The 15960-nt window shown below is 73.1% G+C and carries 15 protein-coding genes; 14 read left to right on the forward strand and 1 reads right to left on the reverse strand.

Annotation, left to right across the window (positions count from 1 at the left end; translation table 11 throughout):
• The first annotated feature begins 449 nt into the window (after positions 1-449).
• The gene (locus ACZ7CH_RS05210) at positions 450-3527 is read left to right on the forward strand and encodes an AfsR/SARP family transcriptional regulator (RefSeq protein WP_470373209.1); all 3078 of its coding nucleotides are present in this window, start codon (positions 450-452) and stop codon (positions 3525-3527) included.
• Between the two features lie 67 nt (positions 3528-3594).
• Here the strand turns inward: ACZ7CH_RS05210 and ACZ7CH_RS05215 are convergent, their stop codons facing one another.
• Positions 3595-3759: a hypothetical protein gene (locus ACZ7CH_RS05215; protein ID WP_360402132.1), complete on the reverse strand. Its 165-nt coding sequence runs from the start codon at positions 3757-3759 to the stop codon at positions 3595-3597.
• 202 nt (positions 3760-3961) lie between these two features.
• Here ACZ7CH_RS05215 and ACZ7CH_RS05220 point away from each other — a divergent pair, with 202 nt between their 5' ends.
• From ACZ7CH_RS05220 to ACZ7CH_RS05280, 13 genes are all read left to right on the forward strand, one after another.
• Positions 3962-4672 carry a hypothetical protein gene (locus ACZ7CH_RS05220; RefSeq protein ID WP_470373210.1) on the forward strand — a complete coding sequence of 237 codons (711 nt, stop codon included), beginning with the start codon at positions 3962-3964 and terminating at the stop codon, positions 4670-4672.
• On the forward strand, positions 4636-4887 hold the full coding sequence (locus ACZ7CH_RS05225; protein ID WP_458433515.1) for an acyl carrier protein: 252 nt from the start codon (positions 4636-4638) through the stop codon (positions 4885-4887). The genes ACZ7CH_RS05220 and ACZ7CH_RS05225 overlap by 37 nt, the downstream gene beginning before the upstream one ends.
• A gap of 29 nt (positions 4888-4916) precedes the next feature.
• Positions 4917-5291 (forward strand): ectoine synthase, encoded by a 375-nt coding sequence (locus ACZ7CH_RS05230; RefSeq protein WP_360402123.1) that lies wholly within the window; start codon positions 4917-4919, stop codon positions 5289-5291.
• Positions 5292-5369: 78 nt separating this feature from the next.
• Entirely contained in the window at positions 5370-6308 is a 939-nt protein-coding gene (locus ACZ7CH_RS05235; RefSeq protein ID WP_360402120.1) for a pseudouridine-5'-phosphate glycosidase, read from the forward strand.
• Positions 6305-6976: an HAD family hydrolase gene (locus tag ACZ7CH_RS05240; RefSeq protein WP_360402117.1), complete on the forward strand. Its 672-nt coding sequence runs from the start codon at positions 6305-6307 to the stop codon at positions 6974-6976. The genes ACZ7CH_RS05235 and ACZ7CH_RS05240 overlap by 4 nt, the downstream gene beginning before the upstream one ends.
• Positions 6977-6981: 5 nt before the next feature.
• Positions 6982-8370: an MFS transporter gene (locus ACZ7CH_RS05245; RefSeq protein ID WP_360402114.1), complete on the forward strand. Its 1389-nt coding sequence runs from the start codon at positions 6982-6984 to the stop codon at positions 8368-8370.
• The gene (locus ACZ7CH_RS05250) at positions 8367-9152 is read left to right on the forward strand and encodes a maleate cis-trans isomerase family protein (protein ID WP_360402111.1); all 786 of its coding nucleotides are present in this window, start codon (positions 8367-8369) and stop codon (positions 9150-9152) included. The genes ACZ7CH_RS05245 and ACZ7CH_RS05250 overlap by 4 nt, the downstream gene beginning before the upstream one ends.
• Positions 9153-9181: 29 nt before the next feature.
• Positions 9182-10582, forward strand: coding sequence for a class I adenylate-forming enzyme family protein (locus tag ACZ7CH_RS05255; protein WP_360402108.1), 1401 nt, complete (start codon positions 9182-9184; stop codon positions 10580-10582).
• Between the two features lie 4 nt (positions 10583-10586).
• Positions 10587-11726: an acyl-CoA dehydrogenase family protein gene (locus tag ACZ7CH_RS05260; protein WP_360402105.1), complete on the forward strand. Its 1140-nt coding sequence runs from the start codon at positions 10587-10589 to the stop codon at positions 11724-11726.
• A gap of 15 nt (positions 11727-11741) precedes the next feature.
• Positions 11742-12452, forward strand: a complete 711-nt coding sequence (locus tag ACZ7CH_RS05265; protein ID WP_360402102.1) for a transglutaminase-like domain-containing protein — start codon at positions 11742-11744, stop codon at positions 12450-12452.
• Positions 12449-13207, forward strand: coding sequence for a glycosyltransferase (locus tag ACZ7CH_RS05270; protein WP_470373211.1), 759 nt, complete (start codon positions 12449-12451; stop codon positions 13205-13207). The genes ACZ7CH_RS05265 and ACZ7CH_RS05270 overlap by 4 nt, the downstream gene beginning before the upstream one ends.
• Entirely contained in the window at positions 13204-14550 is a 1347-nt protein-coding gene (locus ACZ7CH_RS05275; RefSeq protein WP_470373212.1) for a glycosyltransferase family 4 protein, read from the forward strand. Before ACZ7CH_RS05270 ends, ACZ7CH_RS05275 begins: the two co-directional genes overlap by 4 nt.
• The gene (locus ACZ7CH_RS05280) at positions 14534-15850 is read left to right on the forward strand and encodes a glycosyltransferase 87 family protein (protein ID WP_470373213.1); all 1317 of its coding nucleotides are present in this window, start codon (positions 14534-14536) and stop codon (positions 15848-15850) included. The genes ACZ7CH_RS05275 and ACZ7CH_RS05280 overlap by 17 nt, the downstream gene beginning before the upstream one ends.
• Positions 15851-15960: the final 110 nt, after the last annotated feature.

The raw sequence follows: 15960 nt of genomic DNA on the forward strand, positions 1-15960 counted from the left end.
GTCGAAGTTGCCCGCGAGCCCGTTGCCGACACCCGCGCGGTCTCTGTGGGAGGTGGAGGTCTCTCACCTGCACCGGCGAGGTCGAGGGCGAGACGTGCTCCCATGCGCACTGTGATGGGGAACGTGCCCGGCCATTGAGATGTCTGATGCCGCAGGCGGTTTCAGGGGATGGGGTTCGGTATTGCGCGACTGCTCCAGACGGGCTATGCGGTTGCGGAGCGCGCAGAACGCTCATCGCTCGGTTCCCGAGCAATTCGGCCCAATGCTGAAGAAACTCGCCCTTTGGGCTGTTCGGGTGTATTCCACGGGACCACTATTTTTGTGAAGAAAACGCTCCCACGCCTGGGGTAGCCTCGGCGAAGATCCAACGTCGCCCGCGGCGTGCGGCGTCGTGCACGTCGGCGTGCCGTGGCGATCGAGCCACCGTGACGGGGGAACGGGAGCTTGACATGGGGCTTGGGCTGCTCGGGCCGGTCGAGTTGGTCCTGGACGGCCGGCCGGTGGAGCTGGGGGGGCCGCGGCAGCGGGTCGTGCTGGCGGTCCTCGGCCTCAACGCCAACCGGGTGGTGCCGGTCGAGCAGCTGATCGACGCCGTGTGGGGCACGGCTCCGCCGTCGACGGCGCGGGGACAGGTCCAGATCTCCATCTCGTTGCTGCGCAAGCTGTTCGCCGACGCCGGCCGGTCGGACGTGATCGTGACCCGCCCACCGGGGTACGTGCTGCGGCTCGGTGCCGGGGAGGTGGACAGCCTCCGGTTCGGTGAGCTCGTGGCGGCGTCGCGGGAGCTGGCCGAGAGCGGGAAACCCGTGGACGCGGCGGCGACGTTGCGCGAGGCACTGGGGTTGTGGCGGGGGCCCGCGCTGGCGGACCTGCCCAGTGATCTGGTGCAGCGCAGCGCCACCGTGCTGGAGGAGCAGCGGCTGGCCGCGATCGAGGCCCGCATCCGGCTCGACCTGGGGCTCGGGCGGCACCGCGAGGTGGTCGTCGAGCTGCGGGCGCTGGTGGACGGGCACCCGCTGCGGGAGGGGCTGTACGGGCTGCTGATGCTCGCGTTGTACCGGACCGGGCGCCAGGCCGAGGCGCTGGAGGTGGGACGGCGCGCCCGCGCGCTCCTCATCGAGGAGGTGGGGCTGGAACCCGGTCAGGAGCTGCGGGACCTGGAGCAGGCGATCCTGCGCGGGGACGCGGCACTCGGTGTGCCGGAGTCACCGCTGCCGCTCGGTCCGCCGGCCCCGCCCGCGCCCGCCGCCGGTGAACGGCCGGCCCTGGGCGTGGTGCCGCGGCAGCTGCCGGCCAGCATCGCGGACTTCACCGGCCGCGAGGAGCAGCTGGACGAGATCATGCGGTTGCTGGACGTGGACGAGGACAAGCGCTGGAGCATGCCGATCATCGCCATCTCCGGCAAGGGGGGCGTCGGGAAGTCCACGCTCGCGGCCCGCGCGGCCCACCAGCTGAGCAGCCGCTACCCGGACGGCCAGCTGTACGCCGACATGGGGGCGGCCGGCGACAACGACCACACGGCCAAGCTGCTCGCGCGGTTCCTGCGGGCGCTGGGCGTGGCCGGCTCGGCGGTGCCGGAGGACGTGGAGGAACGGACCGAGCTGTACCGCAGCAAGCTGTCCGGCAAGCGGGTGCTGCTCGTGCTGGACGGCGTGTCCGACGAGTCGCAGGTGCGGCCGCTGCTGCCGGGCAGCCCGTCGTGTGCGGTGATCGTGACGAGCCGGGTCCGCCTGAGCGGGCTGCCGGGGGTCCGGCAGCTCGACGTCGGCGTGTTCGGCGTGGCGAAGTCGCTGGAACTGCTGAACCGGATCATCGGCCCGGCGCGGGCCGGGGCCGAGCCGGACGCGGCGGTGGAGCTGGTCCGGTTGTGCGGCGGACTGCCGCTCGCCCTGCGCATCGCGGGCGCGCGGCTGGTGTCCCGGCCGCACTGGCGGTTGAGCGGGCTGGTCCGGCGGCTGCACGACGAGGCGCGGCGGCTGGACGAGTTCGCCCACCACGGGTTGGAGCTGCGGTCGACGTTCGAGATCACCCACCGGGTGCTGGGCGAGCAGGCCCGGCGGCTGTTCCGGCTGTGCTCGCTGGTCACGGCGCCCGACTTCCCGGGGTGGACGGCCGCCGCACTGCTGGACACCACCGCGGCGGAGGCCGAGGAGGTGCTGGAGAGCCTGGTCGACGCCCAGCTGGTGGACATCGTCCAGTACGGGGAGGCGTCACCGCGCTACCGGCTGCACGACCTGATCCGGGTCTACGCCGCCGAACGGTTGCAGCAGGACACCACGGAGGAGGAGCGGACCGACGCGCTCGGGCGGGTGCTGGGCGGCTGGCTGGCGCTGGCCGAGGAGGCGCACCGGCGCGAGTACGGCGGCGACTACACCGTCCTGCACGGCACCGCGCGCCGGTGGCACCCCGGCGCCGCCGAGCTCGACGACCACCTCGGCGAGCCCGCGCACTGGTGGGAGGCGGAGCGCAGGGCCCTGGTGGCGGCGGTCCGGCAGGCCGCAGAGGCCGGGTTGGACGAGCTGTGCTGGGACCTCGCCCTGACCTCCGTCACGCTGTTCGAGGCCAAGGGGTACTTCGACGACTGGCTGGAGTGCTCCGGGCTCGCCCACGAGGCGGCCAGGCAGGCGGGCAACCGGCTCGGGATGGCCGCGACGCAGTACTCCCTCGGAACGCTCCACGTGTTCCAGGCCAGGCTCGACGACGCGGAGAGGTGCTTCACGGTCGCGCTGGAGCTGTTCGACGCGGTGGGGAACGAGCACGGCAGGGCGCTGGTGCTGCGGAACTACGCGCACGTCCACGGACTCCGCGGCGACACCGCCGCGATGATGGCCAAGTACCTCGAAGCGCTGGCGGTGCTGCGGGCGGTGGGCGACCGGATCGGCGAGGCGCACGTCCTGCGCAGCATCGCCAAGCACCGGGTCGACGAGGGGGACACCGAGAGCGCGGCCCGCCTGCTGGACCAGGCGCTGACGATCACCAGGGAGACCGGCTGCCTGCGGGTCGAGGCGCAGGTGGAGCACAGGTTCGCCGAGCTCCACCTGGCCACCGGTCAGCTCGACGCCGCCAGGGACGCGTTGCACCGCGTGCTGCGCATCGTGCGCGACAACGGTGACCGGATCGGCGAGGTCTACGCCGTGCACGGCCTGGGACTGCTCCGGCAGCGCGAGGGGCGGCTGGACAACGCCGACACGACGCTGGTGAACGCGCTGCAGCTGGCCCGGCGGGTGGGGGAGCGGTTGATCGAAGCCAGGTCCCGGTACTCGCTCGGCGAGATCGCGCTCGCCCGTGGCGACGTGGACGGGGGCGCGGCGCACCTGGAGGAGGCCCTGCGGCTCTTCGACGAGCTCGGATCGGCGCTGTGGCAGGCCAAGGCGCTCGCGTTGCTGGCGGAGCACTTCGACGGCGCGGAGTCGCGGGAGCGGGTCGAGCAGGCCCTCGTGCTCCTGTACGGCATCGAGTCCGCCGAGGCGGTCGAGCTCGTGGCGCGGTTGCGCGAGCGGCTGGCGTGCGGGTCCGTCGTGGGGTGAGCGGGCTTTCCGCGTGACGGCCCGGCGGCGGGTGCTGCCGGCCGGGCCGTTGCGTCGGTCGATCCGCTCACCAGTGCGTGTCGTCCACGCACATCTGCAGCTTGTCACTCCAGTGGGTGTCCGGCGGGCACTGCACGGCCGCCGTGGCCGTCGAGTCCGCGAGGACGGCCGCCGCAGGGCCCGCGATGACGGACACACCGACCACGACCGCGGTGAGCAGGGACTTCAGCACCGGATTCTCCTTCCGTCCGTGCCGTTCTGGCTCGGTGCGACCAGCAGACCCGCTCGCGCCTTCGACGCGCCTTCCCCGCGCTCACAGCACCTGGCCCGCAACCGATAGCGGGCGGAAAGCGCATCGACAGCGCCGCCCCGCACCGTTGTCCCCGTACCTGCTGCGGCGACCACGGAGGGCAGCGCACGTGAACTGTTCCCAGGTGGGCTCCAGGCGACACCTGGCGCCCGATCTCGTGGACGTCGTGGTCGAGCGGCTCATGACCGGTGCGGCCGTGACGGGTGCGCTGCGGTCGGCGGTAGCGCAGGAGCACCACACCGCGGTGCTCACCGCGCTGGCCGCCCGGTACCTGCTCGCACCCGGCGTGGTCACCGCGTCGGTGGTGGGCACGGGCCAGGCGGTGCGGGCTCAGCTGGAGTCGCTGACCCGTTCCGTGCCGGACCTGACCCACGTCGCGGTCCGCGTGCTCGACGGCGCGCCGCTGGACCGCGACCTGGTGGACGGGCTCCACCGGACCGGCATCGGGCTGCACGTGGCCGCCACGGCGGCTGAGGCGGTGTTCGGGGCGAACCTCGTGGTCGTCACCTCCGGCGCCGGCCTCGACACGTGGCCCACGCACCTGCCCCGCGGGGCGTTGCTGGTCAACGCCAGCGGCGGCGAGCTGCCCGCGGCGCTGACCGGCGCGGTGGACGGCCGGTTCGTCGACGACCTGGCGCTGCTGAGCGCGGCGTGCCCGCAGGGCCGTCCCGTCGAGGCGGACCTGCGGCAGGTCGTCACCGGCGAGCGCGCCGGCCGCACCGGTGCGGACCACGTGCTGCTCGTCGACCTGCTGACCGAACAACGGCAGCACGGACAAACCCAGGAGGAGGACCACGAGTGTCGATCGAGAACGAGGTCAAGCGGTTCATCGTGACCACCTTCGCCCCGGACGTCACACCCGACCAGCTCCCGTCCGACTACGACCTGCTGGACAACGGGGTGGTGGACAGCCTGGGCCTGCTCCGCCTCATCGCCTGGGTGGGCGAGCGCTACGAGATCCCGGTCGAGGAGCGCGACGTCTCCCCGGCCCAGTTCAGCTCGGTGGAGGCCATCACGGCCTTCATCGCGGACGCACACACCTACGTCTGAAAGACCGAGGAGAGGGAGGGCTCACGCACATGATCGTGCGCGACAAGGCCGGCATCGACGGCATCGACTGGGGGAACGGGCTCAGCTACCGGCTCTTGGTCCAGAAGGACAACATGGGCTTCACGATCGCTCACACCGTCGTGAAGGCGGGGTCGAAGTCCCCGCTGGAGTACCGCAACCACCTGGAGGCGTGCTACTGCATCGCGGGGCGCGGACAGGTGATCGACGAGGACGGCACGACGCACGAGATCGAGCCGGGCGTGATGTACGCGCTGGACCGGCACGACCGGCACTTCCTGATCGCCTCCCCCGAACAGGACCTGGAGCTGATCAGCGTCTTCAACCCGCCGCTGCGCGGAGACGAGCGGCACAACTTCGACACGGACGAGTTCTCCCAGTACTGACCGGCGACCGGTGGCGTGGGAGCGCTCCCGCTTCCACGCCACCGGCCGACCCCAAGACACGACGCGAAGGAGTTCACGGTGTCCGCACGCGACGAGTTCTTCTCGGTGTCCGAGGAGGTCGCCGACGCGCTGGCCGAGGGCCGGCCGGTGGTGGCGCTGGAGTCTTCCGGTGTGGTGCAGGGCCTGCCGCACCCGCTGAACCTCCAGACCGCGCTCGACATGGACAAGGCCATCCGCGCCGAAGGCGCCGTGCCCGCCCGCACCGGCATCGTGTCCGGCCGGCTCGTGGTGGGCATGTCCGACGAGCAGGTGGAGCTGTTCGCCACCACGCCGACCGTGCCGAAGGTCGGGGCCCGCGACCTCGGTCCCGTGCTGGCCGGCGGTGGGCACGGCGGCACGACGGTCTCCGCGGCCCTGGTCGCCGCCGCCAGGGCCGGCATCGAGGTGTTCGCGGTCGCCGGCATCGGCGGTGTCCACTTCGGAGCGCAGCGCAGCTTCGACATCTCAGCGGACCTGGTGGAGTTCACCCGGCACCGGGTGGCCGTGGTCTGCGCGGGTGCCAAGTCGCTGCTGGACCCGGCGCTCACCCTGGAGTACCTGGAAACCCAGGGCGTTCCGGTGGTGGGCTACCGCTGCGACGACTTCCCGGCCTACTACAGCGTCTCCAGCGGCGAGCGCAACCCGCGCCGCGTGGACGACCTCGACGAGCTGGCGGCCGCGGTGCGCCTGCACTGGGCGGTGGGCAACACCGGTGGCTTCCTCGTCACCCACCCGATCCACGCCGAGGACGCCCTGCCCGCGGACGAGGTCTACGCGCTGGTGCGGGAGAAGCAGGCCGAGACCGAGGCGGCGGGCGTGCAGGGCAAGGACGTGACGCCGGCCATCCTCAGCGCGGTCGGCAAGGCCACCAGCGGCCGCACCGGCGAGGCCAACCGGTCGGTCCTGCTGTCCACCAGCGCCTTGGCCGCCGGGTTCGCCTCGGCGCTCAAGCGCAGCCGCCCGGAGGAGCAGGCGTGAGCACCGCCGTTCTGTTCGACGTCGACGGCACGCTGGTCGACACGCCGGCCGGGATGACGGCGGTGCTGCGCCAGGTGGTGGCCGAGAACGGCGGCTCTGCGGACGAGGCGCGGCTGCGCGCCACCGTCGGCCGCCCGCTGGTCGCCTCCCTGGCGCTGCTGCTCGGCCTCCCGCCCGAACACCCCGGTGCCGAGCGCGCCGCCGACCGGGCCCGTGAGCTGTTCACCGAGGTGGTCATCCCGTCGGCGCGCGAGCTGGTCCTGCCCGGCGTGCCCGAGCTGCTCGACGGCCTGCGCGCGGACGGCCGTCCCGTCGCCGCGGTCACCAGCAAGGTGCACCGCAGCGCGGTGGAGCTGCTGGCGGCCACCGGTTTGCTGGTCCACTTCGACGTTCTCGTCTGCCACGGCATGGCCGACCGCGGCAAACCGCACCCCGACCTGGCCCTGCTGGCGGCCGACCGGCTCGGCGTCATCCCGGCCGACTGCGTCGTCGTCGGTGACGCGGTCGACGACATGGCCATGGCCCGTGCCGCGGGCATGACCGCCCTGGGCGTGGCCACCGGCGTCGCCACCGCCGACGAGCTGCTGGCCGCGGGGGCGAGTGCCGTGCACGCCGACGCGCTCGGGCTCGGCACCGTCCTCCTCCCGATCAGCACCCCTTCGAGGTGATCACCATGACCAGTACGGAAGACGCCACGGCACGCGGGCGCACCGCGAACGCGGCACTCGCGATCCTCGCCGTGGCGCAGTTCCTCATCGCACTCGACTACTCCATCGTCTACATCGCACTGCCCAGCGTCGGCGCGGACCTGGCGCTGACCGAGAGCTCCCTGCAGTGGGTGGTCAGCGGCTACGCGGTGTTCTTCGCCGGGTTCCTCGTCGTCGGCGGCCGGGTGTCGGACCGGTTCGGCCCGCGCCGCCTGTTCATCGCAGGCACCCTGCTGTTCGGCGTGGCCTCGCTGCTGGGCGGCCTCGCGCCGAGCGCACCGCTGCTCCTGGTGGCCCGCGCCGCCCAGGGCGTCGCGGCCGCGGTGCTCCAGCCCGCGGTCATCGCCCTGATCAACACCTCCTTCCCCGCCGGACCCGCCCGCAACCGCGCCCTGGGCGTGTGGGGAACGGTCGGCGCGTCCGGGCTGGCCGCGGGCGTGGTCATCGGTGGCCTGCTGACCACGGTGTCTTGGCGGTGGGTGTTCCTGATCAACCTGCCACTGGCGGCGATCTGCGCGTTCGCCGCGCCGAAGCTCCTGCCCCGCAACGAGATCACCACCGCTGACCGCGGCGGTCTCAACGTGCCCAGCGCCGTGCTGTGCACCGGTGCCGTGCTGTCCGCGGCGCTGGCGCTGACGCTGACGGCGGGCGGCAGCTGGACGGACCCCGGTGCCCTGGCGGCGTTCGGCGCGGCCGCGGTGCTCCTCGCCTGGTTCGTGGTCCAGGAGCGGCGCAGCGAACGCCCGCTGGTCGACCCCGTGCTGCGGCGCACCCGTTCGCTGCTGGTCGGCTGCGGCACCACGGCGCTCTACATGGCCAGCGTCGGCAACCAGTTCTTCGTGGTGACGCTGCTGGTGCAGCAGCTGCGCGGCTACGACCCGCTGGCCGCGGGGCTGGCGTTCCTGCCGATGGCGGTGGCGATCGCGGTGGCGAACTCCGTGGCGGCGCGCATCGTGGCCGCGATCGGGGTGCGGGCCACGCTCGCGCTGGCGTTCGTCGCGGACGCGGCCGGCCTGCTGCTGCTCGCGTTCCAGGCGCACGGCGACAGCTACGTCGTGCACCTGTTGCCGGGTCTGCTGATCACCGGCTTCGCCCACGGCGTGACCTACGTGTCGATGTTCATCGCCGGCACGGCCGACGTCGAGGACCGCAACCAGGGCACCGGAAGCGCGCTGATGACGACCTCGCAGTACATGGCGGGCGCCCTCGGCGTGGCCGTGCTGGTGCTGGTGCTCGGTCGTGAGCCCGACGCCGGCGCGTTCGCCGCGGCGTTCGTGACCACCGCCGTGGCGGCTGCGGCAGGCGCGCTGCTGGCCTGGTTCGGGCCGGTCCGGCGTGAGGGGAGCCGGTCGTGAGGGCGCAGGCCTGGACCGCGCGGCTGGGGGTGCTGGTCGTGCACAACGACCCGGTGGTCGAGGCGGAGCTGTGGGCCATGGCGCCGCCGGGCGTCACCGTCCACACGGCCCGCTTCGAGAGCCCGACCAGCACCGGCGCCGAGTACACCAGCGAGTCCTGGGAACGCGTGGTGTCCAGCCCGGACGTGCGGCGCGGCCTGGTGCAGCTCGGCGAGCTGGGCGTCTCGGCGATCTGCCTGTGCTTCGGGTCGGCCAGCTTCTTCGGCGGCCTGGAGTTCGACACCGGGTTCACCGCCGCGGCCGCGGAGCTGACCGGCGGCACCCCGGTCTACACCGCCGGGCAGGCCATCCGCGCCGCGCTGACCACGCTCGGCGTGCGCCGTCCCATGGTGCTCGCGCCGCCGTGGTTCACCGCGCCGACGTTCGCCGCCGCGGAGTCCTACCTGACGGCCGCCGGGTTCGAACCCGCCGCGCTGGTGCCCTTCCGGCTGGGCGAGCGGTGGGACGGCGTCGAGCGCCACCGGCTCTTCGACCGCGGCGGGCGCTGGGACGTGCACCCCGCCGAGGTGTGCCGCCAGGCCGCGGCGGCCTTCCCCGCGCACGCCGACGGGCTGCTGCTGCCCGGCAGCGGCTTCCGCTCCTGGGAGGCCGTCGAGGAGCTGGAGCGCCGGCTCGGCGTGCCGGTCGTGACCTCCAACCAGGCGTGCCTGTGGCGACTGCTCGACCTCACCGGCCTGGACGCGCGGGTGCCCGGTGGCGGACTGCTGACCGCCGGCCGCTGAGCCGGCCCGACCTCGACTGGGGAACCACCATGCCCACCACATCGTTCGTGACCGCGTTCGCCGCGCAGGTGGACGCACGACCGCACGCCCCGGCGTTGTCCTGGGCCGGGGCCGCGGTGGACTACGCCTCCCTGGACCGGCTGGCGCGGGAGTCCGCGTCGCTGCTGCACGATGTCCCGGCCGACGCGCCGGTGTGCGTGCCCGCGCACAAGTCGCCGGAGACCATCGCACTGCTCATCGCGTGCTTCCGCGAGAACAGGCGGGTGCTGCTGCCCTCCGCGACGCTGGGCCACGACGCCCTGCTGCGGCTGTGCGAGCAGGTCGGCTGCTCGCACGTGCTCACCCCGCAGGGCGTGCGGACGACCGGCGCCGACGCCGCCGTGCTGCCCGGACCCGGTCTGCTGCTGACCACCTCCGGCTCCACCGGCACGCCCAAGGTCGTCGTGCTCGCCGAACGGGGCGTGGACGAGTTCCTCGCCTGGTCCGCCCGCACGTTCGGCATCGGCCCCGGCGTCGGGGTGCTCAACTACGCGCCGCTCAACTTCGACCTGTGCCTGCTGGACCTGTGGGCGGCACTGGCCGTCGGCGCCCGCACGGACCTGGTCGACCCCGAACGCGCGACCGACGGCGACCACCTGGCCGATCTGTGCGCCGAGTGGGCACCCGCGGTGGTGCAGGCGGTGCCGCTGTTCTTCCGGCTGGTCACCGCGACCGGGCGGGTCCTCCCGGCCGTGCGGGAGGTCCTGCTCACCGGGGACGCCGCTCCGCCCGCACTGCTCACCGGCGTCGCGGCCGCCTTCCCGCAGGCCCGGCTGTGGAACGTCTACGGCTGCACCGAGACCAACGACAGCTTCGTGCACCGCATCGACCCGACCCGCACGCCGACGCCGATCGGCACCCCGATCGACGGTGTCGAGTTCCGCATCGTCGACGACGAGGACCGCGACGCCGACAGCGGCGAGCTGGTGGTGCGCACCCCGTTCCGCGCCGAGGGCTACCTCGACCCCGAGCTCACCCGCGACCGGTGGCACGACGGCTGGTTCCGCACCGGCGACCTGGTCCGCCGCGACGGGACCGGGCTCGTGCACCTCACCGGCCGCACCGACCACCAGGTGAAGGTGCGCGGCGTGCGCACCAACGTCCAGGAGGTCGAGAACGTCGTGCTCGCCCACCCCGAGGTGGTCGAGGCCGCCGTGGTCCCGCTCCCCGACGAGGAGGCCGGGACCGTGCTGCGCGCGGTGGTCCGCCGCGCGCCGGGCTCGCGGCTCAACGGACTGCACCTGCGGGCGCACTGCGCCGCCGCGCTGCCCAGGACCGCCATCCCCGGCGCGTTCGAGATCGGCGACGAGGCGCTGCCCCGCACCTCCACCGGCAAGGTCGACCGCACCGCGCTGCGCACGCGGCGGACAGCGGTCGCGGAAGGGGTGTGACGTGATGATCGAGTGGAACGAGGACCAGCGCTCGTTGCGCGCGGCGGTCGAGGAGCTCGGCCCGGTGCTCGGCGAAGGCCACGTCGAGCGCGACGCCGGCGGCGAGTTCGCCGAGGGCGCCTGGAAGGTGCTGTGCGAGACGGGGCTGCTCGGCCTGCCGTTCGGCGAGCGGTGGGGCGGTCTCGGCCAGGACCTGCTGACCACCATGTACGTGCTGGAGGGCCTCGGCCACACCTGCCGCGACGGCGGGTTCAGCTTCTCGGTGTCCACGCACATGGTCAGCACCGGCGTGCCGCTGCAGCGCTTCGGCTCAGCGGAGCTGAAGGACCGCTACCTCACCGGGGTGTGCGACGGCTCGGTCATCGGCGCGCACGCCATCACCGAACCCGAGGGCGGGTCCGACGTCATGGCCATGCGCACCTCCGCGGTGCGCGACGGCGACCACTACGTCCTCAACGGCAGCAAGACGTTCATCAGCAACGGGCCGCTGGCCGACGTGGTCGTCGTCTACGCCCGCACCGGCAAGCGCGGCAGCCCCGCCGCCATCACCGCGTTCCTCGTCGACCGCGACACACCCGGTCTGACCGTGGGCAAACCGGTGGCCAAGATGGGGCTGCGCACCTCGCCCCTGAGCGAGCTGTACTTCGACGACTGCCGGGTGCCTGCGGCGAACGTCGTCGGCTCGCCCGGTGCGGGGTTCCTCATCCTCGACCACGTGATGAAGTGGGAGATCCTGTGCTCCTTCATCATCAACGTCGGCGAGATGCAGCACCGGCTGGAGCGCTGTGTGGACTACGCCCGCACGCGGGTCCAGTTCGGACAGAAGATCGGGTCGTTCCAGTCGGTGTCGAACCGGGTCGTGGAGATGCGCATCGCGGTGGAGACCGCGCGCAAGTGGCTCTACGACACCGCGGTGAAGCTCCAGAACGGCAAGAACGTCACCGCGGACCTGGCCATCGCCAAGCTCCAGGCCAGCGAGGCCAACGTCAGCACGGCCCTGTCCGCGGTGCAGCTCTTCGGAGGGTACGGCTACACCGCGGAGTACGGGCTGGAGAAGGACCTGCGCAACGCCGTCGCCGGGACGATCTACTCCGGAACCTCGGACATCCAGCGGCAGCGCATCGCTTCCATGATGGGTTTATGAGGAGAGTGACCGAAGATGTCTGTGCAAGCGGCCAACACCGGCCTGCTCCACCCGAACCTGGCCGTCACCGAGTTCCTCGACCACGACAGCGACGTCGTCCGCGACTTCGTGCACGGGGTGCTGCCCGGCGGCGGCGAGGGCATGACCGACGTCGAACGGGCCTGCGCCCTCTACTACGCGGTGCGCGACGGCATCCACTACGAGGTCTACGGCGCCGACCTGACCCGTGACGGCCTCAAGGCGAGCGCGATCATCCAGCGCGGCACGGGGTTCTGCGTCCACAAGTCCATCGTGTACGCCGCTGCCGTGCGGTCCGTGGGCATCCCGAGCCGCCTCTACTACGGCGACGTGCGCAACCACCTCGCGTCACCGCAGCTGGAAGAGCTGATGGGCGGCAACGTCTTCACCTACCACAGCCTCGCCACCGTCTTCCTCGACGGCAGGTGGGTGCGCGCCACCCCGGTGTTCAACAAGATGCTGTGCAAGCTCTACCGGATCAAGCCGCTGGAGTTCGACGGCCGCACCGACAGCATGTACCACCCGTACGACGAGAACGGCCGCCGGCACATGGAGTTCCTGCGCGAGCACGGCGAGTTCGACGACTTCCCGTACGACGTGGTGGTCGACGGCATCCGGGCCAACCACCCGAAGCTGTTCGCCTCCCGGCACACGACCGCGCGCGGCTCGCTGGTCGCCGACGCGGCCGCTCAAGGGGACCGGTCATGACAGCGCCCCCGGTGGTCCTGCCCCGGCAGCGCGCCGCCCACGACCCCCGGCTGCGCTCCACAGTGGACCTGGAGCTGGTGGTGCCCGCGTTCAACGAGGCCGGCCGGTTGCCCGCCACGCTCGCCGAGCTGACCGAGTTCCTGGCCGACCGGCCGTGGCGGTCGCGGGTCGTGGTGGTGGACAACGGCAGCACCGACGGCACCGCCACCGCCGTCGCCGGTCATCCCGACGTGGTGGTCATCGGCTGTGCCCGCCCCGGCAAGGGCGCGGCCGTGCGCCGCGGCCTGGAGAGCAGCACGTCCCGGTTCGTCGGTTTCCTCGACGCGGACCTGTCCACCCCGGTGCGGACGCTGACCCGCGCGGTGGCGGAGCTGGAAGCGGGCGCGGCGGCGGCGATCGGGTCCCGGCACGCTCCCGGTGCCGAGCTGGTGATCCCGCAGCCGTTGAGCCGCAGGGTCGGCGGCGCGGTGTTCCGCGCGCTGGCCCGCCGCCTGGTGCCCGAGGTGCACGACACCCAGTGCGGGTTCAAGCTCTTCGAACGGGTGGCCGTGCAGCGGGCGCTGGCGGGGTGCCAGGTCGACGGGTTCGCGTTCGACGTGGAGCTGCTGCGGCGCATCCGGCTGGCCGGGGGGCGCATCGCCGAGGTGCCCGTGGCCTGGACCGACGACCAGCGGTCCACCTTCCGCCCCCTGCACGACGGCCGTGCGGCGTTCGCGGACCTGGTGCGCCTGTACCGGGCGAAGGCGGCGCTATGAGCACCCGGCGACAGGTGCTCGTGGTGTCCGGCTACGACCCGGCGGCGGAGGGCGAGCGGTACGTGCGCGAGGTCGTGCGGCGCTGGGCCGCCGGCGGAACGCGGGTCACGCTGGCGGTGACCGGCACGCCCGCCCACGAGGCCGTCACGGGGGTGGCGGTCCGGCGCTTCGCGCGGCCGGCCTCGCTGGTGGTGTGGGTGCTGCGGCACGCACACCGCTTCGACGCGGTGGTGGACGCGACCGACGGCGCGGTGGCCACGGCATGGCTGGCCGGGCGCGGGCGCATCCCCGTCGTGCGGCTGGAGCTGGGGTCGCACCGCGGTGGGCGCAAGCGGCTGCCGGTGCCGGTGCGCCTGGCGCGGTGGGCCGGCGACCGCCGCACAACGGTCGTGCTGTCCCCGTCGGCGCGCCACGAACTGCGCTGCCGCGTGGGTCTGCGTGGCCCCGTGCTCGTCGCACCGCCCGGTGCCGCGCCCGCGACCGGCAGCGGTGAGCGCGCCGACCACCCCGTGGTGGTGGCGCCCGCGCCCGAACGTCACCTGGACGCGCTGCTGCGGGGTCTTCCGCTCGTGCTGGCGCAGCACCCGCGGCTGCGGGTGGAGGTCCTCGGCGACGGGCCGGAACTGCCCAGGTTGGTGCGCATCGCGCACGACTTCGACGTCGCGCACGCGGTCGAGTTCCGCGGCCGGGTGTCCGCCGACGAGCGGGTGGCGGCGCTGCGCCGGGCGTGGCTGTTCGTCTCCGCGGCGGCCGGCGAGCTGCCCGCGCAGGCGGTTCTGCAGGCCGCCGCCCACGGCGTGCCGTGCGTGGCGCTCGACGCCGTCGGCGCCCGTGACTTCGTGCGGGTCGGCGAGGTCGCCGGCTCACCGGACGACCTCGCCCCTGCCGTCGCACGTCACCTCGCCCCGCAGGCGGACCCGCGGCAGGCGCAGGAGCTCGCCCGGCGCTGCCGCGACTGGGCCGGCGGCTTCCGGTGGGACCGCACCGCCGGGCTGCTGGCCGCCGCGGTGGAGCACGAGGTGCGCGCGACCCGCCGCGACGGTCCACGCCGCCGTGCCCGGTTCGACATCGCCACCGTGGTGCGGCTGCCGGCGGGTGCCCGCGTGCCCGCGGGCGCGCTGCGCGTGACCGACGAGGTCGTCGAGGCCGGTGGGTCGGTCAGCCTCCTGCTCAACGGCTGCGACGAGTTCGACGCAGTCGGCGTCCTGGACCGCCTCGGGATCGAGGGAGCGCGCGTGCGGCTGGCCACCCACGACGACCTGATGCTCGGCCCCCGCCCAGATGCTCCGCCCCCGGCCACCGAACCCACGAGGAAGGTCGACGACCGTGTCCACTCGCGCTGACACCAGGACCAGGGTGCTCACCTGGTCCGCGGTTGCCATCACAGCGTTCGCCCTGGCGTTGACCGCCCAGGTCCTCTACACCCGTGACGCGCACTGGGGTGTGCGCTACATGGCCGACCTGTGGGTCTACATCGCCAGCGGGCAGGCGGTGCGCGACGGCCAGTCCCTGTACGACGTGGTGATCATGTCACCCCTGTACGGGCCGATGCCGTACCTGTACCCGCCGCTGACCGCCGTGCTGTTCTTCGTCCCCTTGACCTTCCTGTCGTTCGGCACCGCCGGGCTGCTGTGGAACACCGCGACGTTGATCGCGCTGGGCGCGATCGTGTGGATCACCCTCGGTGTCGCCGACGTCCGCGCCCCCAGGACGCGCCTGGTGCTGACCGTCGTCGGCCTCGCCCTGGTGTTCTGCCTGCTGCCGACCCGCATCCACCTGATCTTCGGCCAGATCAACGCGTTCCTGGTGCTGCTGGTGCTGCTGGACTTCCGCCGCGACGCGGGCCGGTGGCGCGGCGTGGGCATCGGCGTGGCGGCCGGGCTGAAGGTGACGCCGCTGATCTTCATCGCCTACCTGCTGGTCACGGGCCAGTGGAAGGCGGCGCGGACGGCGGTGCTGGCGTTCGCGGGCACGGTCGCGGCGGGCTTCGCGGTGGCACCGGCCGACTCCCTGGAGTATTGGGGCGGCCTGGTGTTCCAGTCGTCGCGGGCGGGCGCCGTGTTCAGCACCCCCAACCAGTCACTGGCCGCGGCCATGGCCAGGGTGTCGCACAGCGAGGTGTTCGCCGGCTGGTGGATCGTCGTGCTGGCCCTGGTCGGTGTGCTGGGACTCGCGGTGGCCAGGTACGTCCACCACCGGGGCTCCGACTTCCTGGGCTTCTGCGCCGCGGCGCTCACCGGGCTGCTGGTGTCGCCGGTGAGCTGGGAGCACCACTGGGTGTACGTGGTCCCCCTGCTGGTGTGGCTGGTGGTGCGGGCCTGGCAACGGCGCTCGGCCGGCCTGTCCGCCGTGGCCGTGCTGCTCGTGGCGGTGTTCACGCTGCGGGTGTTCTGGTGGGTGGGCGTGCCGGAGTTCCCGGCGAAGCCGATGGACATGACCGCGGGCCAGCAGCTGGCCTCCTCGATGATGCCGGTCGCCGCACTGCTGCTGCTCCTGCTCGGGCCGCTGTGGGTCCGCCGGGAGTTCCGCGCTGCCTCGCAGGTCCGGTTGGGCAGCGGGGCCGGGGAACGCCGCGCGGGCCGGCCGGCACCGGTCGGTGTTGGGGCCGGCCCGGTCAGCGAACCGGAGGTGCGGTCGTCCTGATCTCGCGCCGGTGGCCGGGGCCGTTGCGGCCAGGAGGCGCGACGGTTCGCAGGGTGATTTTGCCGTCGTGACGATCAAGAGGGTTCTCGCAGGTCAGATACTGCGAGGAC

This window comes from Lentzea sp. NPDC037011 (genome assembly GCF_055607425.1).